The sequence below is a fragment of the Ephemeroptericola cinctiostellae genome, assembly GCF_003339525.1.
Classification (GTDB): Bacteria; Pseudomonadota; Gammaproteobacteria; order Burkholderiales; family Burkholderiaceae; genus Hydromonas; species Hydromonas cinctiostellae.
Genome location: NZ_CP031124.1, coordinates 280,271 through 296,812 on the forward strand (window position 1 = coordinate 280,271; position 16,542 = coordinate 296,812).

Sequence of the window (16,542 nt, forward strand, 5' to 3'; positions counted from 1 at the left end):
CCTGTTCTTATTATGACTGGGTTGAATTGAGGGACTCACTGGCAGACAACAAAGCCGCCACCACCCGTTCCATCCCCATGAAACGAGAGCCTTTAATTAAAATGGTGTGCGCGGCGCCTGTTTGCATGTGCCCCACCACTGCGGCGGCGATGGCCTCCACATCGTCCATGTGCTGTGCACCCATACCAAAACTGGCAACGGCAAAACGCATCAACTCACCCGCAGCAACAAAGACATCAATGCCACGTGTTTTTGCATAGGCACCTATTTCCTCGTGAAACGCTTGGCCTTGATCACCCACTTCACCCATGTCACCCAACACCAATATCTTGCGCCCCGCACTGCCCGCGAGCACATCAATCGCGGCACGCACTGAATCAGGATTGGCATTGTAAGTGTCGTCAATCAACGTCACACCATCGCCCAAGCGGTGGGTTTGCAAGCGCCCTTTGGCAGGCAAAAATGCAGATAAACCTTGCGCAATCACATCCAGCGGCACATTCATGGCCGATGCGGCGGCACACGCGGCAAGCGCATTGTGCACATTGTGCACACCGGGGATATTTAATTGGGTCGTGCATTGACCTTGCGGCGTCACCAATTGAACGGTTGATGCATGCAAACCCAGCTCATAGCGTGCAGTGAATGCAGCGCCCGCATGCTCATTTAAACTGAAATCATATACAGTCAATTCCCGCTCAACGGCACGGGCACGCCACACGCCTGCATGGGCATCATCGGCTGGAAACACAGCAACACCCGCTTTGGGTAAGGCATTCAACACATCGGCATGCTCTTCAGCAACCGCTTGTACGGTCTGCATGAACTCTTGGTGTTCGCGCTGCGCATTGTTAATGAGGGCAACGGTGGGTGCCGCCAAAGGCGCGAGCTCTGCCGTTTCACCTGGGTGGTTCATGCCCAACTCGATCACCGCCGCACGATGCTCTGCGGTCAAATTGAGCAGCGTCATCGGCAAACCGATGTCATTGTTAAAATTCCCGCGTGTCGCCAAATAATCACCACCGTGCGCCGCATGCAAAATCGAGGCAATCATTTCTTTAACCGTGGTTTTGCCATTGCTGCCCGTGACCACAACCAGCGGCAAATTAAACCGCATGCGCCAGCCATGTGCCAATTGCTGCAAAGCCGTGCGCGTGTCACTCACCAACACATAGGGCAACTCAAATCCATCAGGTACGTGCGTTGCGATCACCGCTGACACCTGTCCGAGCTCTAATTCTGACAAAAAATCATGCGCGTCAAAACGCTCACCTTTAATGGCCACAAACACATCACCCTCTTGGACGGTACGCGTGTCTGTGCATACGCGGTTGAATGTCACCGCGCGCTGTTCTGTTTTGACTTGTGCCCCATTGACCCATTGTGCAACTTGAGCCAAAGAACCCATGACCACTTCACTCATCATGCCCTCTTCTTTTCTAACAACCACTTTTGAATGGCTTGATTAACTTGTTCTAAATCTGAATATGGGTGTTTCACACCCATGATATCTTGATAGGCCTCGTGCCCCTTACCTGCAACCAGCACCACATCGGTCACGTCAGCTTGTGCAATGGTGGCATCAATCGCCGCACGACGATCCACTTCGACGAGCACGTGTGCCGTACCATGCGCGGCCCCTTGGGCAATGTGCGCCACGATGGCGTTGGGCTCTTCTGTACGAGGGTTATCGCTGGTGACCACAACGACATCGGCCATGCGCGCGGCAATTTCACCCATTTGAGGGCGTTTACCTGCATCACGGTCGCCACCACAGCCAAACACACACACCAAACGCCCACCACGTGCCGCCGCAATCGGACGCAAAGCTTGTAACGTTTTTTCCAGTGCATCGGGGGTGTGTGCAAAATCCACCACCGCCAACGGCGCGGCATCACCACCGAAACGCTGCATGCGACCCGGCGCGGCCTGAATGGATGAGCACAAAGGCACAATGTCATTGAGTCCAAAACCAAGGGCTTTCAATACACCCAAAACGCCCAATAAATTCATCACATTGAACTCCCCCACCACACTGCTGACGACCGAATGCGTGGCGTCGCCATCACGCAAGGTAAACAGGGTGCGGGCGCCCGACTGGTCAATTGCCGTGGCTTGAAGATACGCATCCACACCTGTGGGGGCATTTTTTAAGCCATAAGCAATCACGCGAATGTCATTCGCTTTGGCCACCGCAGCCATCCGCACGCCCGCGTCATCATCGGTGTTGATGACGGCAGTGTGTAAGCCTTGCCATGTGAATAAGCGGGCTTTGGCAGCTTCATACTCAGTCATGCTGCCGTGGTAATCCAAATGATCGCGTGATAAATTGGTGAACAAAGCCACATCAAAAGCCACGCCGTTGACGCGCCCTTGCTCCAACGCATGCGACGACACTTCCATGGCGACGGCTTGTGCGCCTTTCGCTTGAAGCTCAGCCAATAAACGATGTACTTCAATCGCTTGCGGTGTGGTAAACCCTGTTTCTTTCATGGCATCGACAAATCCCACGCCCAGCGTACCCATCATGGCGCACCGCTGACTCAAAGCGGTCAACAATTGAGCCACCCACTGTGCACATGAGGTTTTGCCATTCGTGCCCGTCAAAGCAATCATCTTCATTGCAGTGGATGGCTCGCCATAAAATGCATGAGCAATAGGACCCGCACAAACATTCAACTCGGGCACGCCCAAATTAGCTGAGGGCATGACGGGGACCGTTTGGCCGTCTTCTTGCCATAAAACAGCCTTTGCCCCACGCTCAATCGCCTGCGTCACGTAACGGCGGCCATCGTTGTGGGCATCAAAAGCATAAGCCACGAAAGCATCATTTGTGCCCGCATGACGAGAGTCACTGGACAAGCCGGTCACGTGACAGGCTTGCAGCCAAGCCACCGCTTGCTGACAGCGTTTATTTTGCTCAGGGGTTAATTGGTTGGCTCTCATTACATGGACTCTCCGACACCATCGGTGACAACTGCAGTTTTATAAGGCGCATCGGGTGCGACCGACAATGTGCGCAAGGTCTCACTGACAATTTGACTGAATACGGGAGCCGCAATCAAACCACCAAAGTGTTCTGCTTCTGGCGGCTCATCAACAATCACCGTCACGATGATGCGCGGCTTAGAAGCAGGCGCTAAACCTGCAAATGACGCAACGTATTTGTTCTTGTTATAACCATTGCCTTCAACCTTATAGGCCGTGCCTGTTTTACCCGCCACGCGGTAACCAATCACTTGGGCTTTCGGTGCGGTGCCGCCAGGCTCTGTCGCCATTTCCATCATCTTGCGCATGGCGGCCATGGTTTTGGGCGAAAAAATCTTGGTGCCTGAAACCACATCTGAATTGCCAGCTTTAATGAATGTCAAAGGAATCAACTCGCCATCGCGCGCGAAAATGGTGTACGCATGGGTCAATTGCAACAGCGACATGGCGATGCCATGTCCATAAGACATGGTCGCCTGTTCAATCGGCTGCCAGTTTTTGTATGGGCGCAAAATACCCGCCGCCACCGATGGGAAGCCCACTTTGTAGCTTTGACCAAAACCCAAGCTGTTGAACATGGTCCACATGTCGACCGGTTTCAATTTCAACGCAATTTTACTCGTGCCCACATTCGATGATTTTTGAATCACCTGCTCAACCGTCAAAGCACCATTTGGATGTGAATCACTGATGTTGGCATCGCCAATTTGCAAATGCCCCCCTTGTGCATCAATGATGGTTGTCGGTGTGACCAAACCCTCTTCCAAAGCCAAGGACACTGAAAATGGCTTCAAGGTCGAACCCGGTTCAAACACATCGGTCAAGGCACGGTTACGCAGCTGATCACCCGTCATGCCCGACCGTTTATTGGGATCGAATGAAGGGTAATTGGCCATGGCCAACACTTCACCCGTCTGCGTATCAACCACCATGGCCGAGGCGCTTTTGGCACGCTTAACATCCACCACTTCACGCAAGGCATTGAACACAATGTATTGCACGCGGGCATCCAAGGACAACACCACGTCTTGACCGGGTACTGCCGCCTCCACCACGCCCTCATCCTCAATCACATTGCCAATGCGATCACGGATCACACGGCGTGAACCCGGCTTGCCTTCAATGGTTTTGTTATACGCCCACTCGATCGCATCCTGACCATCGCCTTCAATGTTGGTGAAACCCGTTAAATGCGCAAAAACATCGCCCTGCGGGTAATCGCGTTTAACCTCTTTTTGAGAATACACGCCAGGGATGTTCATTTCTTTGATTTTATCTGCCACATCCTGATCAACTTGACGACGCAGGTACACGAAGCGCTTATCGTCTTTGGCCAATTTTTTACGAATGTCCGCCACACTGATGCCCAACAGCTTTGCCAAATTCGCCTCTTGCGTAGCCGTCATTTTGACTTCTTCAGGAATGATCCAAATGGCACGAGCAGGCACATTCGAGGCCAACACAAGCATGTTGCGATCATAAATTTTGCCGCGCGGTGCAGCAATCTCCAGCAAACGCGAGTAACGGGCGGCTCCTTTGGCCTGTAAAAAATCGTTGCTGATCAGCTGCAACCACACCGCCCACAAGGCCAATACAGCCATCGCCAGCATGATCAATGCCAGCAAAAAGCTCGAACGCCACTGTTCCAACTTGGCCACAGGTACGGCCTTCTCTGGCGGCGACTTTTGCACCCCCGGCAAACCACTGTGACGGGGGGGGGTGTAGTGTGTGCGTGAGGTCATGGTTTCACTGCCTTCACTGGCGCAGCCGATGTACTGGGTGCTGTCGCAACGGCAGCTGATGGGGCCTGTGGTGTGGAGCCGTCTGACATCAGGTAATGGGTCACACTGGGATTGACGCGCTGCATGTTTTGTTTCGCCACCTGCTCGGCAATGTGGTCATTTTTGGATGCCGCAACCTGCTGAACCTGCAAAGTGCTCCACTCAACCTGCAATTGCTGCTCCTGTTGACGCACTTTCTCGAGTGAAATCACTGCACTGCGAGCTTGATAGCGCACGTTGACTACGGCCATTGCACATGCAATCACCAAACCCAACAATAGAATCGTACTGCGCCAAGCCAACATAATCATGATTCGAGGGCTTTTGCGCCCTCGCCTATAAAAAAATCTTTAACCTAAAAACAAAGCCCGCCTCATGCGGACAACCCAACAACTGCCAACAACCTGCTCTTTTTAAAGCTGAGTATTTTTTAACGCCACCCTCAGCACAGCAGAACGAGAGCGTGGATTGGCGTCAACCTCGGCGGCACTCGCCTTTGCTTTACCCAAGCCCCGCAAAAGCAACGGCGGCAACTGATCTTCACGCAACGGCAACCTTGACAGTGATTGATCGTGTTTTGCATATTTCGCAATGAACTGTTTCACCCGACGGTCTTCCAGCGAATGGAAGCTGATCACCGATAAACGCCCTTGTGCGGCCAGAACAGCCAAAGCACTTTCAAGCACCGCGTCCAACTCACTCAACTCCGCATTCACAGCAATCCGTATGGCTTGAAACGTTCGTGTTGCTGGGTTTTGACCTTTTTCAAAACCTCGAATCTGGCTGGCCACCACTTTTGCCAAATCCAATGTGCGCTCAAAAGGTTGATTGACCCGTCGCGCCACAATCGCTCTGGCAATCGGCTTGGCATAACGCTCTTCGCCATACTCTTTGATCACCCGCGCCAGCTCTACCTCGTCAACGTTTGCAATCCATTGCGCTGCACTCACGCCACGGCTGTCATCCATGCGCATGTCCAACGGCCCATCAAAACGAAAACTAAAACCACGCTCCGCATCATCAATTTGCGGTGAGCTCACGCCCAAATCAAGCAAGACCCCATTGACACTGTTTGCGATCAAATGCTGCTCAACCGCAATAAAACTGTCGTGCACCACATGCACACGGGCATCATTTGCGGCCAATTCTTGCGCCACCGCAATCGCACGTGGATCTTTATCAAACACCCACAGTTGCCCTTGCTCGGACAAGCGACTCAAAATCAAACGACTGTGCCCGCCACGCCCAAAAGTACCATCCACATACACGCCGTTCGGCTGAACGTCCAAGGCATCAACGGCCTCATTCAACATGACTGTTATGTGCTCCACACCCACTTGATTAACACTCAAAACGAAAATCCATTCAAAATCTCAGGCATGCCTGCTTCCAATGTTGCCTCCTCATTTGCATCATGTTGCGCTGCATCCCAAATTTCAAAATGCGTCCCCATGCCCAACATCACCACATCTTTGGTCAACCCCGCCTTAGCTCGCAGCTCGGGGGCAAGCAAGATGCGCCCCGCACTGTCAATTTCAATATCGGTCGCATTGCCCATAAAAATACGCTGCCAAGGCCGTGCAGCCATTGGCCACGCCGCAATGTCACGCTCCATGTCAGCCCACACCGTGCGCGGCAGTAACAGCAAACAGCCGTGCGGGTGGCGGGTCAATGTCAATTGACCCCCACACTGCACAGCCAATGCATCGCGATACTTGGTCGGAATCAACATCCGTCCCTTCGCATCCAACGCCAATGCTGAAATACCTTTATACATGGCACGTCCTTGCAATTGCCCCACCGCTCATTCGTCTGAACCAACGGATTAAATCTTTTGACTTCACACCGGACGCATTGAATTTGATAGAATCAAATCACGATCAAAAAAACCAAAAAACCCATGCGAAGCCTTATTAAATAACACTAAAACCCACTTTTTGACACTTTTTACCACTTTACGGCAGGCTTTTGCACAAGTCAAGCGAGAAAGCCAAATTTATCAATAAAGACAATGGCTTAGCGATTTATCAAATAAATTAATTTTGCAAATAAACCTTTACAATCAAGCGGCTACAAAACTTTATGAAAGTGATGCGTCAAGAAATCAACACATCGGACTGATTTACATTTTTCACAACACACAAATGCCACCTCAACAGTCAATTTCTTGGGTGCAAGCCACCCTCCACCAAAAGCCCTCCTTAAGAAATAGACCCATCGTTCTGAAAACAGTCCGAACAGCAACAACACTTCAAAAACAAAACCCTTTTTACGCTAAAATGACACCATGAACACTGAACAAACCTCACCTCATACCTCATTGACCAGCCCACTCAACTTGGTCGGACAGTTTTTAATCGCCATGCCCAGCCAGCAAGGGGATGCTTTTGAACGAACCGTGATTTATATTTGTGAGCACAATCCTTCAGGTGCTCTCGGCCTCGTGGTCAACCGTGAGTCGGAAGTGACCATTTCTGATGTGCTTACCAAGCTGGCGGTGGTGGATGAGATGCAAATCCAGTACGCGGCTCACAGCACAGACAGCGTATTGGTGGGTGGCCCCGTTCAAACGGAGCGGGGCTTTGTGCTGCACTCCCCTTTCAAACAATACGCCGCCACCATACAAATCAATGACAATTTGGGTCTGACCAGCTCACGCGACATCCTTGAAGCCGTTGCCCGAGGAGAAGGACCACACCACATGCTGCTTGCACTGGGCTATGCCGGCTGGGGGGCGGGCCAGCTCGAAGATGAATTGGCACGCAACGCATGGCTCAATGTTCAAGCCGATGAACATGTGTTGTTTGAAACATTGCCCCGTGAAAAATACGACCAAGCCATGCGTTTATTGGGTTTTAATGCGGCCATGTTGTCAGAACAAATGGGGCACGCATGACTATTGAAACCATACTGGGCATCGATTACGGCCTGAAGCGTGTTGGTGTGGCCACTGGCAATACACTGACACACAGTGCCGAACCATTAACGGTCATTCAACGCGACGATGACACTCAGGTCATTCGCGTCATTGCTCAGTTGGCGCGCGATTGGCAAGCACATGCTGTCGCCATCGGCGTTCCTCGCCACCCCGACGGCACACCACATGAGATGACGGCAGCGTGTCTGGCGTTTATTGCTCAACTGCGTCATGCGCTGAACCTCAATGTCATTGAGGTTGATGAGCGTTACACCTCCGCCGTAATCCCCTCAAAGACCACGCGCAAAGCCAATGGAAAAGTGCGATCGGCCATCCAAGACGACCAAGCGGCCGCAGTGATACTCCAACAACATTTGAGCAGCCTATAACAGCAGGTATAACAGCAAGCGTTGTTTGCTAAGCCTAAAATACATCGTCATTTAAGACGCAAAAAGCCCCAGCAATCGATTGCTGGGGCTTTTCATGAAAACACATCGAAGCTTGATTTACAGAACAGGATCAGTCCTTCGATCAACCCTTCGAAATGACCTCATCAAACACCATGATCAGGCTATGAAACTTTAGGCAAAATCATCACAGGCACAGGTGAAGCACGCATGATTTTATTGGCATTGGAGCCCAAAAACACCCGTTGAAGCATGCCCATGCGGCTCGAGCCCAAAGCCAAAACCTCACCAGACAACCAATCCAAGTGGTTCATTGCATCGTCCCACGTTTCACCTTCAGCCACAGCCACCTCAATTGGCGGCTCATGTCCAGACAACTGCTCGCGAATGCGCTCAAGCGTCACCTCCGCTTGAAGACGCCATTCATCGGCAATCACACGCTCGGCTTGATAACCCACCAAGGATGGGTACATTTGACGATCACGCACAGCAAAGCTAACCAAGCGCAATGGCACACCCAATGCCGTCGCCATGCCCAACGCCTCAAGCACCGTGCCACTCGCAGCCTCAAGTCCAGAATAGGCGCAAGTCAAACGTGAAATCGGTGGGCTGGTTTTGACCCGATGGTCTCGCGGCGCCATGGCTACTGGTATTTCAGCGACATGCATGATCTCACTGGACACACCGCCCATTGACAAACGCCCAGTCGACCCAGACCGTGATGAACCCAACACGATGATGTCAGCCCCCTCTTGCTTTGCGGCCTCAGTTAAACCCACCGTCGCCGAACTGGCACCATACTTAATAAAACGCGCGTTGGGCACATCACCCAATTGTGCACGCGCCTGATCCAGTGCATTTGCGGCATGCTCTGCAAGAAATTTGCCATAATCTTGATCCACGCTGCTGCCAAACGATGGGTGCCCCCACACCTCTGGAATCACCGTGCACACCACGATATTCGAGCCTGAGTGCGCCGTCAACGATACCGCCAGTGCCAGTGCTTCTTGCCCCGCATAATCCGGGGTATAACCGACCAAGCAGGTTTTCATGTTCAATCCCCTTTATTGGCTAATTTTGAATGATGAATGCCATACAAAAAATAACCCAAGATTGCCAAACTGATCCAAATGGCAAACACAGTATAAGTGGTTTTTGACAAATCAGACATGATCCACACACACACTGCCACACTGGCCAATGGAATCGTCCACGCACCAAACGGCAATTTGAAACCACGTGGCATGTTCGGCGCTTTATAACGCATGACAATCACACCAATAGACACCAAAGAAAACGCCACTAAAGTCCCCATGCTGACCATGTCCCACAAGTAACCAGAATCCACAAAACCACCAATCAAACCCACCATGATGCAAACAGCAATCGTGTTGAACACAGGTGCCAAGGTTTTTGGGCTGACTTGACGGAAAGAGCGCGGAATCAAACCGTCACGTGAGATCGCAAACAAAATACGGGTCTGGCCATAAATCGTCACCAACGTCACAGAGAACACAGAAATCACAGCACCGGCCGACAGCAACAATGCAGGCCAGCCTTGGCCCGTGACTTTTTCCAAAATTGCGGACAAACCTGCTTCTTGCCCATCGAATTCGGCCGCAGGTTGTGCACCCATCGCCGCCACAGCCACTGCAATATACGACGCAACCACAATCAGCAAAGCCAAAATAATGCCCAAAGGCACATTGCGTTTTGGGTTTTTCACCTCAGCACCTGCCGTTGCCACGGTATCCAAACCGATGAATGAGAAAAAGATGGTACCCGCTGCGGCCAAAACCCCTTTGCCTTCAACGCCATTGCCCGTCAAGCCGTAAGGGTTAAAAGGTTTGAAGTGTTCGGTACTGAAAGCAGTGAAAGCCACCGCAGAGAAAAAAACCAGAATCGCAATTTTGATCAACACCATGATTGCATTGACGGTGGCCGATTCTTTAGAGCCACGCAACAACAAAAAGCAGCACATGGTCACCAAAATCATTGGCGGCAAATTAAAATTCCCCCAATGCATTTCATTGCCATTTTCACCCGACACAATCAACGGACTGCGCAGATTTTCTGGAATCTCCCAGCCAAACGCATGGCTTAGGAAGTTATTTAAATACTCAGACCAACCAATCGAGGTTGCACTGGCCGCCAACGCGTACTCCAGCAACAAGCACGCTCCGACGATATACGCGGCAAATTCACCAATCGTGACATACGTATAAGAATACGCGGAACCCGATGCTGGAATACTGGATGCCAGTTCGGCATAACACAAGGCCGTCAGTGCCGCCGCCAAGCCTGCGATCAAAAATGAATAAATCACCGCAGGACCCGCTTTCGGCACGGCCTCACCCATTGCAAAGAAAATCCCTGTACCAATGGTTGCACCCACCCCCAGCATCACCAAAGAGAAAAGCCCCAACGAACGATTCAGCTCACCGCTGCCATGTCCGCCATGCCCCCCCTCATGACCTGCCTCAGCATCTGCAGATTTTGTTCGCATCAAGCGACCCAGTAAAGTTTGACTCATGTTTGTCTCCATAGAGGATATTTTTGTGTAACGCCTTGCCAAAAGCAGGCCTTATGATTATTTTTAACAGCCCAAGGCTGCAAATATGCATTAAAACCCTCACCCACACCTTGTGCAGAAAATGGATAAGAATCAAAATGGCATGTGACGCAAGAATGCGCCAAATTTCAATGAAGCGCAAGTATTTTAGCGACATTTTTGTATTAAATGGATTTTTTGTGTTATTTGCTGGTCACCCCACTTCAACAAAATGAGTACTGTTGACAAAACACAGCTCAAATGATTAACAACAATCAAGAATAAGTAGCTATTTAGAACAAATCTGTCAAAACCAACAAAATGATGTATTTTTTGAACTGATTTTCCAAAATATCGTATAATCAGACCTCGCGGATCAGCCTTCAATAACCCGCAATTTTAACAACAATTGACAACATTTAACGTCAAAAATTCACCTCTTTTACATACTTACACCTTGGAGTTTTTCATGAACAAACTATTGGCAGAATTTATCGGCACTTTTTGGTTGGTATTGGGCGGCTGCGGCAGTGCCGCGTTGGCAGCCGCATTTCCTGAGGCTTCAAACACGCTGGGCATTGGCTTCATGGGCGTGGCCTTCGCTTTTGGCTTAACAGTGCTAACGATGGCATACACCGTGGGCCCTATTTCTGGCGGGCACTTCAACCCAGCTGTTACCTTCGGCCTGTGGGCTGGCGGCCGCTTTCCATCAAAAGACATCGCAGGTTATGTGATCGCCCAAGTATTGGGTGCAGTGGTTGCTTCGGCCATCTTATTCATCATTGTCAGTGGTAAAGCAGGCTTCACAGGGGTGGGCGGTTTTGCATCGAATGGCTATGGTGAACTCTCTCCAGGTAAATTCAGCATGATGTCCGCACTCATCACCGAAGTGGTCATGACAGCTGCATTTTTGTTCATCATCATGGGCGCAACCCATAAAGACACGCCCGCAGGCTTTGCCCCCATCGCCATTGGCTTGGCATTGACCTTGATTCACTTGATTTCCATCCCTGTGACCAACACATCGGTCAACCCTGCGCGCTCAACAGGTGTGGCGTTGTTCGCACAAACAGCGGCACTGTCACAACTGTGGCTGTTCTGGGTCGCCCCCATCGTTGGCGGCATCTTGGGTGCTGTGTTGTTTCGCGTGGTTAAATCGGACAAAGCATAAATTACACACCTGATTTCAAGTCACACACCCAAAAAGAAGCCCGCTCCAATTGAGCGGGCTTCTTCACATCTTATCAACCTGAGCTCGTCCAATCCAAAAGGATCAAACAACCCATACATTCACATACATTCATTTACCACCTTCATTCAATGGCCATCGCTCCACCACGCCGACACCACACCTGCACTTAAAATCAACGCCCCACCAACCCACGCACGCACACTCAACACTTCCCCCGCAATCAACCAACTCGACATCGCCCCAACCACCAATTCAAACGGTAAAATCACCACCACCTGATGCGAAGTCAAATGCCGAACACCATATTGATACATGCGGTTGGTGAACAGCAATAAACAGCCCATCACCAACATCACGGCCACAGCCCACCCTGCACTGTCGGCACGTGGAAGATGGGGCCCGATTTCAAAAGGCAGCCATGACAAACCCAAAACGACGCCCCCCACAGACAGGAAAAAAGCACGTGAGTCCGAGCGCATGTGAGGTGTTTGCTTCACCAACACATTCAACAAGCCCGACCCTATGCCCGCAGCCAACCCTGACCATTCAGCGGGCGAAGCAGGCCACGGTGCGCCTAATTTAGGGTCATACAGCATCAATGCCGCCCCCAACAAGCCCAAACCCACGCCCAACCAACCCGCCCAATTGGCTTTTTCCTTCAAAATCAAATGCGCCAAAATCACCGTCCACACAGGCATCAAGTAAAACAGCAGCATGACCCGCATCACCTCGCCATGCACCATGCCCCATGTGAAGCCCAGCGCACTGATGGCTGATGAAGCCATCAACAGCAACAAAACAGGCCAAGGCACATCGCGCCACCGACCCTCACGCAACGCACGCCACGCCAACATCCCTGCAACGATGGCCGCCACGATCGAGGTGGACACACCCGCAGCCATGCCACTCATGCCAAACACATGCAATTGACGATAGCCGACCCAACACAAGCCCCAAAACGAAGAGACTTCCAGTAACGCAATAATGGCAAGGGATTTTTTAGAAAAGAAAGACGTCATCAGACATGCTCCAAAAAAGGTTCATGTGATGGCATTCGCTGACGCTGCGTGGCTTATCACGGTCACGCGTGAGACATTTGAAGAAAAAACTGAACAAAATAAAAGGCGCACAAGACAATGCACAAAAAGCACCTTAGAAAATTATAGCAGTGCACTGAGCAAACAGCAAACCCACTCCCTGCTCGGTAGAACAACCACCCCACAGATAACTCCACGCTCCCCCATTCAACGGCACGCCATGGCGCATCCATCAAATGAACCTCTTAACATTGCGAGCTCATCGACCGCAAGCAAGCACGGAGCTCACAGCGGAGGCAAAGGCGGCAACCCATGTAAAGCCCTTGCAGCCAAGCACCGCTCATCCCCCATTTCAAAATCACGGCAAGTAGTGGAGCGCAACGCATAAATACCACAGCCAGCGGCTTGCCCTATCTCCCCTTGCAAGGCAACACAGCGCAGCCGCGCTTGATTTGTACCCTTCATGGCAACAAAATAAGGACTGACGGGTTCGGTCAACGCCTCCGGCACACAGCCTGAGGGATGGGCATCGGTTTCCGCCCAATAAAACGACACACGAAAACTGGCGCAGCACGCGCCACAACGGATACAAGCATCACTCATGGTTTACACAAAAATCAGGTGGCACAGCCCCTAAGCGCACCACATCGGGTTAAAAAATGCGACCCAACCACCTGATCGCTCGTTAGCTGGAAAAGAGAGGCACAAAGGCAAAGCACTCGGGATTCTCTTGCCAAGACAAATGCCCACGCCCTCATTCAAATGAGGTTGTTCTTTGTCCTCAGCGCCTCACTTCTTAATCACCAGCCTTACTTAATCACTTACCAATACAAAAACTAGAAAAAATCACACCCAACAAATCATCTGAAGTGAACTCACCGGTGATTTGATTGAGCTGTTCTTGCGCAAGACGTAATTCTTCAGCAAATAAATCCAGCTTCTGATCTTGCGTCAACGCATGGGCATACGCCGTCTGCACGTGTGCATCGGCGAGCCTCAAAGCCGTTAAATGGCGCTCTCGGGCAATAAACACATCACCTGCCGATTTTTCAAACCCCACAATCGTCAACAACCGAGTGCGCAAATCATCCAAACCCGCCCCTGTTTTCGCGCTGATGTAAATGCAATCCCCCACAGCGTCAACGGGATCATTCAACAAATCGGTTTTATTCACCAATGTGATCAAAGGCGTGCCCGCAGGCGTTTTATTCGCCAGTTCGGCGAGCAATTGCACATCCAGGTTATTGTGCGCGATGTGCTCCGCCTCTCCAGACATTTGCATGGCATCGACCAAATGCAGCACCACATCGGCTTTTTCGACTGCCCCCCATGTGCGCTCAATGCCGATTTTCTCCACCACATCATCGGTGTCACGCAAACCTGCGGTGTCGATGACATTCAACGGCACCCCCTCAATTTGCACCACCTGCGTCACCGTATCACGTGTCGTACCCGCAATCGGCGTGACAATCGCAACATCTTGCCCAGCCAGTGCATTGAGCAACGATGATTTACCTACATTCGGCTGCCCAACCAGCACCACATTGACGCCATTGCGCAACAAAGCCCCTTGCTTGGCCGTGGTCAATACACCCGCCAGCTCCGTTTGAATGCGATCCAATTGACCAAAAGCGTCCGCTTTTTGCAAAAAATCAATTTCCTCTTCAGGAAAATCCAGCGTCGCCTCAACCAACATGCGCAAATGCACCACTTTAGTCACCAAAGTGTGAATGCGCATCGAAAACTCTCCTGACAGCGAACGCACCGCACTTTTCGCCGCGGCTTCGGTCGATGCCTCAATCAAGTCGGCCACCGCTTCAGCCTGCGCCAAATCGATTTTATCATTTAAAAAAGCACGCTCAGTGAACTCACCTGCCTCCGCCAAACGCACGCCGTAAGCAGCACCCGCTTGCAAGCAACGGCGCAACAGCAATTGCATGACCACAGGGCCACCGTGACCTTGCAACTCCAGCACGTGCTCACCCGTATAGGAATGCGGCGCATTGAAATACAGCGCCAAGCCGTGATCAATCGGCGTGTTTTGTGCATCCAAAAAAGCACCATAGTGTGCATGACGGGGCGTCAATGCGCGCCCACAGAGTGCTTGCATCAAAGCTTGAATAACCGCCAAACCGCCCGATGCGCGCACCACCCCCACCCCGCCACGCCCTGAGGCGGTGGCAATGGCGACAATGGTTGAAGGGCTAGAAGCATGTGCAGTCATGGTGGTGTTTTCATAAAAATAAAAGATGCGGGATTGTAACATTTTTGCTTTCAACGGCGCGTCGTCAAACAATGCCATCCAAAAGCAAACGCTTCGATTTAACTCAAATTTGTTGCATTGCAACATCACTTTGGTAAAAAAATCAAAAAAACCCCCTCATTTTGCCTATTTTTAAAGCAACACCCTTGATTTATACACGATTGAATTATAAATTCATGTTGCGGCGCACAAAATCGTACGCCCGTTACTTTTTAAATAAGGAGGTTGTCATGACTTCATTCTCATTGACTTTTTCAATGTTCAAAACCAGTTTGCATTCACTTCAATTCATGTTTGCACAATTGATCGACTCTCTGGATGCATTCAAACGCATGCGCAGCAATGTGACCGATGCTGAGGCCAACTTGAAATACGTGCGTGAACAAGAGCGCAACGAAGCTGTCGACTTACATCACTTTTAATTTGATCGTCGTGGTCACAAAAATGGCCACAAAACTCACGTCGGTTCTCTCGAAACAATGGCTGAACACCTCACACGATTCATTGACGACTCATTGACATGATGTCTTTGCGTATAATGGTGTTCACTTGAACGCGAACTCGGCGGTTGCGCATGCGTTCTTTCACCTGACACTGACGTCCACCTCCCAGCATGTTTGACCTCAACCACATCGCCCTTTTCTTCATTTGCACCCTCACTTCCGCCTTCACCGCAGGTTTTGGCGTGGGTGGCGGTGCAATTTTACTGGTTTTATTGCCCAATTTTCTTGCTTCCAATTTGGTCATTCCCATCCACGGTGCGACTCAATTGATGAGCAACAGCTCTCGGTTGCTGTTTGACTGGAAAACGGTGTCATGGTCTTTGGTGCGCCCGTACATCCCTGGTGCGTTGATGGGCGGCGTACTGGGTTACTTTCTTTTGGACTCGTTTGAATTCGATCTGTTACCGCTGATTTTGGGTGTGTTTATTTTGGTGTGCACATGGACAAACATCATCCGCCGCCTGAGCGTGCTGTTTGACAATATGTTTTTGCTGGGTTTGTTTCAAACATGCGCCTCCTTATTTGTGGGCGCAATTGGCCTGATCATGCCACCGATTCTGATCCGACAAGGCTTAAATCGAAATCAAGTCATCTCGACCCAAGCGGCGATGGTCTCTTTTATGCATGCATTCAAAGTGGCCACTTATATGGCTGCGGGGTTTGCCTTTCGTGACCATTGGCAGCTGATGGTGTTGATGTTGGCGGGATCGGCATTTGGCTCGTATGCGGGGCGTTTTTTACGCGACGCCATCCCTGAACAACGCGGCCTATGGCTCATGAAATGGCTGGTGACGGTACTGGCGCTGCAACTTGTGCTCAAATACCTCATCACAGCTTATTTGAAATGATTTTTTCCAAAAGTTGAACCTTTGCAACCATCGCAAACTAATCTCAACTTTCATT

General features: G+C 50.9%; 16 protein-coding genes. 5 read left to right on the plus strand and 11 right to left on the minus strand.

Annotated elements, in window-relative coordinates; translation table 11 throughout:
• Positions 1-10 precede the first annotated feature (10 nt).
• From DTO96_RS01450 to mraZ, 6 genes are all read right to left on the minus strand, one after another.
• Positions 11-1,414 carry a UDP-N-acetylmuramoyl-tripeptide--D-alanyl-D-alanine ligase gene (locus DTO96_RS01450; RefSeq protein ID WP_192879028.1) on the minus strand — a complete coding sequence of 468 codons (1,404 nt, stop codon included), beginning with the start codon at positions 1,412-1,414 and terminating at the stop codon, positions 11-13.
• A gap of 8 nt (positions 1,415-1,422) precedes the next feature.
• Positions 1,423-2,946: a UDP-N-acetylmuramoyl-L-alanyl-D-glutamate--2,6-diaminopimelate ligase gene (locus tag DTO96_RS01455; RefSeq protein ID WP_114561870.1), complete on the minus strand. Its 1,524-nt coding sequence runs from the start codon at positions 2,944-2,946 to the stop codon at positions 1,423-1,425.
• Entirely contained in the window at positions 2,946-4,730 is a 1,785-nt protein-coding gene (locus DTO96_RS01460; RefSeq protein WP_114561871.1) for a peptidoglycan D,D-transpeptidase FtsI family protein, read from the minus strand. Before DTO96_RS01460 ends, DTO96_RS01455 begins: the two co-directional genes overlap by 1 nt.
• Positions 4,727-5,080, minus strand: a complete 354-nt coding sequence (gene ftsL, locus DTO96_RS01465; RefSeq protein WP_114561872.1) for a cell division protein FtsL — start codon at positions 5,078-5,080, stop codon at positions 4,727-4,729. The genes DTO96_RS01460 and ftsL overlap by 4 nt, the downstream gene beginning before the upstream one ends.
• A gap of 102 nt (positions 5,081-5,182) precedes the next feature.
• Positions 5,183-6,121 (minus strand): 16S rRNA (cytosine(1402)-N(4))-methyltransferase RsmH, encoded by a 939-nt coding sequence (rsmH, locus tag DTO96_RS01470; protein ID WP_114561873.1) that lies wholly within the window; start codon positions 6,119-6,121, stop codon positions 5,183-5,185.
• On the minus strand, positions 6,118-6,546 hold the full coding sequence (gene mraZ / locus DTO96_RS01475) for a division/cell wall cluster transcriptional repressor MraZ (RefSeq protein ID WP_114561874.1): 429 nt from the start codon (positions 6,544-6,546) through the stop codon (positions 6,118-6,120). The genes rsmH and mraZ overlap by 4 nt, the downstream gene beginning before the upstream one ends.
• 510 nt (positions 6,547-7,056) lie before the next feature.
• On the opposite strand from mraZ, the gene DTO96_RS01480 reads away from it, so the two are divergent.
• Together DTO96_RS01480 and ruvX are read left to right on the plus strand one after the other, a co-directional pair.
• On the plus strand, positions 7,057-7,665 hold the full coding sequence (locus tag DTO96_RS01480) for a YqgE/AlgH family protein (protein WP_114561875.1): 609 nt from the start codon (positions 7,057-7,059) through the stop codon (positions 7,663-7,665).
• On the plus strand, positions 7,662-8,075 hold the full coding sequence (gene ruvX / locus DTO96_RS01485) for a Holliday junction resolvase RuvX (protein WP_225972528.1): 414 nt from the start codon (positions 7,662-7,664) through the stop codon (positions 8,073-8,075). The genes DTO96_RS01480 and ruvX overlap by 4 nt, the downstream gene beginning before the upstream one ends.
• Before the next feature lie 182 nt (positions 8,076-8,257).
• Here the strand turns inward: ruvX and DTO96_RS01490 are convergent, their stop codons facing one another.
• Both DTO96_RS01490 and DTO96_RS01495 read right to left on the minus strand, forming a co-directional pair.
• Entirely contained in the window at positions 8,258-9,145 is an 888-nt protein-coding gene (locus tag DTO96_RS01490) for a universal stress protein (protein ID WP_114561876.1), read from the minus strand.
• A 2-nt stretch (positions 9,146-9,147) separates the two neighbouring features.
• Complete coding sequence (locus tag DTO96_RS01495) at positions 9,148-10,626, minus strand: APC family permease (RefSeq protein WP_114561877.1); 1,479 nt, start codon at positions 10,624-10,626, stop codon at positions 9,148-9,150.
• A 487-nt stretch (positions 10,627-11,113) separates the two neighbouring features.
• Here DTO96_RS01495 and aqpZ point away from each other — a divergent pair, with 487 nt between their 5' ends.
• Positions 11,114-11,815, plus strand: a complete 702-nt coding sequence (aqpZ, locus tag DTO96_RS01500; protein WP_114561878.1) for an aquaporin Z — start codon at positions 11,114-11,116, stop codon at positions 11,813-11,815.
• A gap of 146 nt (positions 11,816-11,961) precedes the next feature.
• Here the strand turns inward: aqpZ and DTO96_RS01505 are convergent, their stop codons facing one another.
• From DTO96_RS01505 to mnmE, 3 genes are all read right to left on the minus strand, one after another.
• Entirely contained in the window at positions 11,962-12,855 is an 894-nt protein-coding gene (locus DTO96_RS01505) for a DMT family transporter (protein WP_114561879.1), read from the minus strand.
• A gap of 303 nt (positions 12,856-13,158) precedes the next feature.
• Complete coding sequence (locus DTO96_RS01510) at positions 13,159-13,476, minus strand: YkgJ family cysteine cluster protein (protein WP_114561880.1); 318 nt, start codon at positions 13,474-13,476, stop codon at positions 13,159-13,161.
• A 214-nt stretch (positions 13,477-13,690) separates the two neighbouring features.
• Positions 13,691-15,097 carry a tRNA uridine-5-carboxymethylaminomethyl(34) synthesis GTPase MnmE gene (gene mnmE / locus DTO96_RS01515; RefSeq protein WP_114563871.1) on the minus strand — a complete coding sequence of 469 codons (1,407 nt, stop codon included), beginning with the start codon at positions 15,095-15,097 and terminating at the stop codon, positions 13,691-13,693.
• A 269-nt stretch (positions 15,098-15,366) separates the two neighbouring features.
• On the opposite strand from mnmE, the gene DTO96_RS01520 reads away from it, so the two are divergent.
• Both DTO96_RS01520 and DTO96_RS01525 read left to right on the plus strand, forming a co-directional pair.
• Positions 15,367-15,558, plus strand: a complete 192-nt coding sequence (locus DTO96_RS01520) for a hypothetical protein (protein ID WP_114561881.1) — start codon at positions 15,367-15,369, stop codon at positions 15,556-15,558.
• A 191-nt stretch (positions 15,559-15,749) separates the two neighbouring features.
• Positions 15,750-16,487, plus strand: a complete 738-nt coding sequence (locus tag DTO96_RS01525; protein WP_114561882.1) for a sulfite exporter TauE/SafE family protein — start codon at positions 15,750-15,752, stop codon at positions 16,485-16,487.
• Positions 16,488-16,542 lie beyond the last annotated feature (55 nt).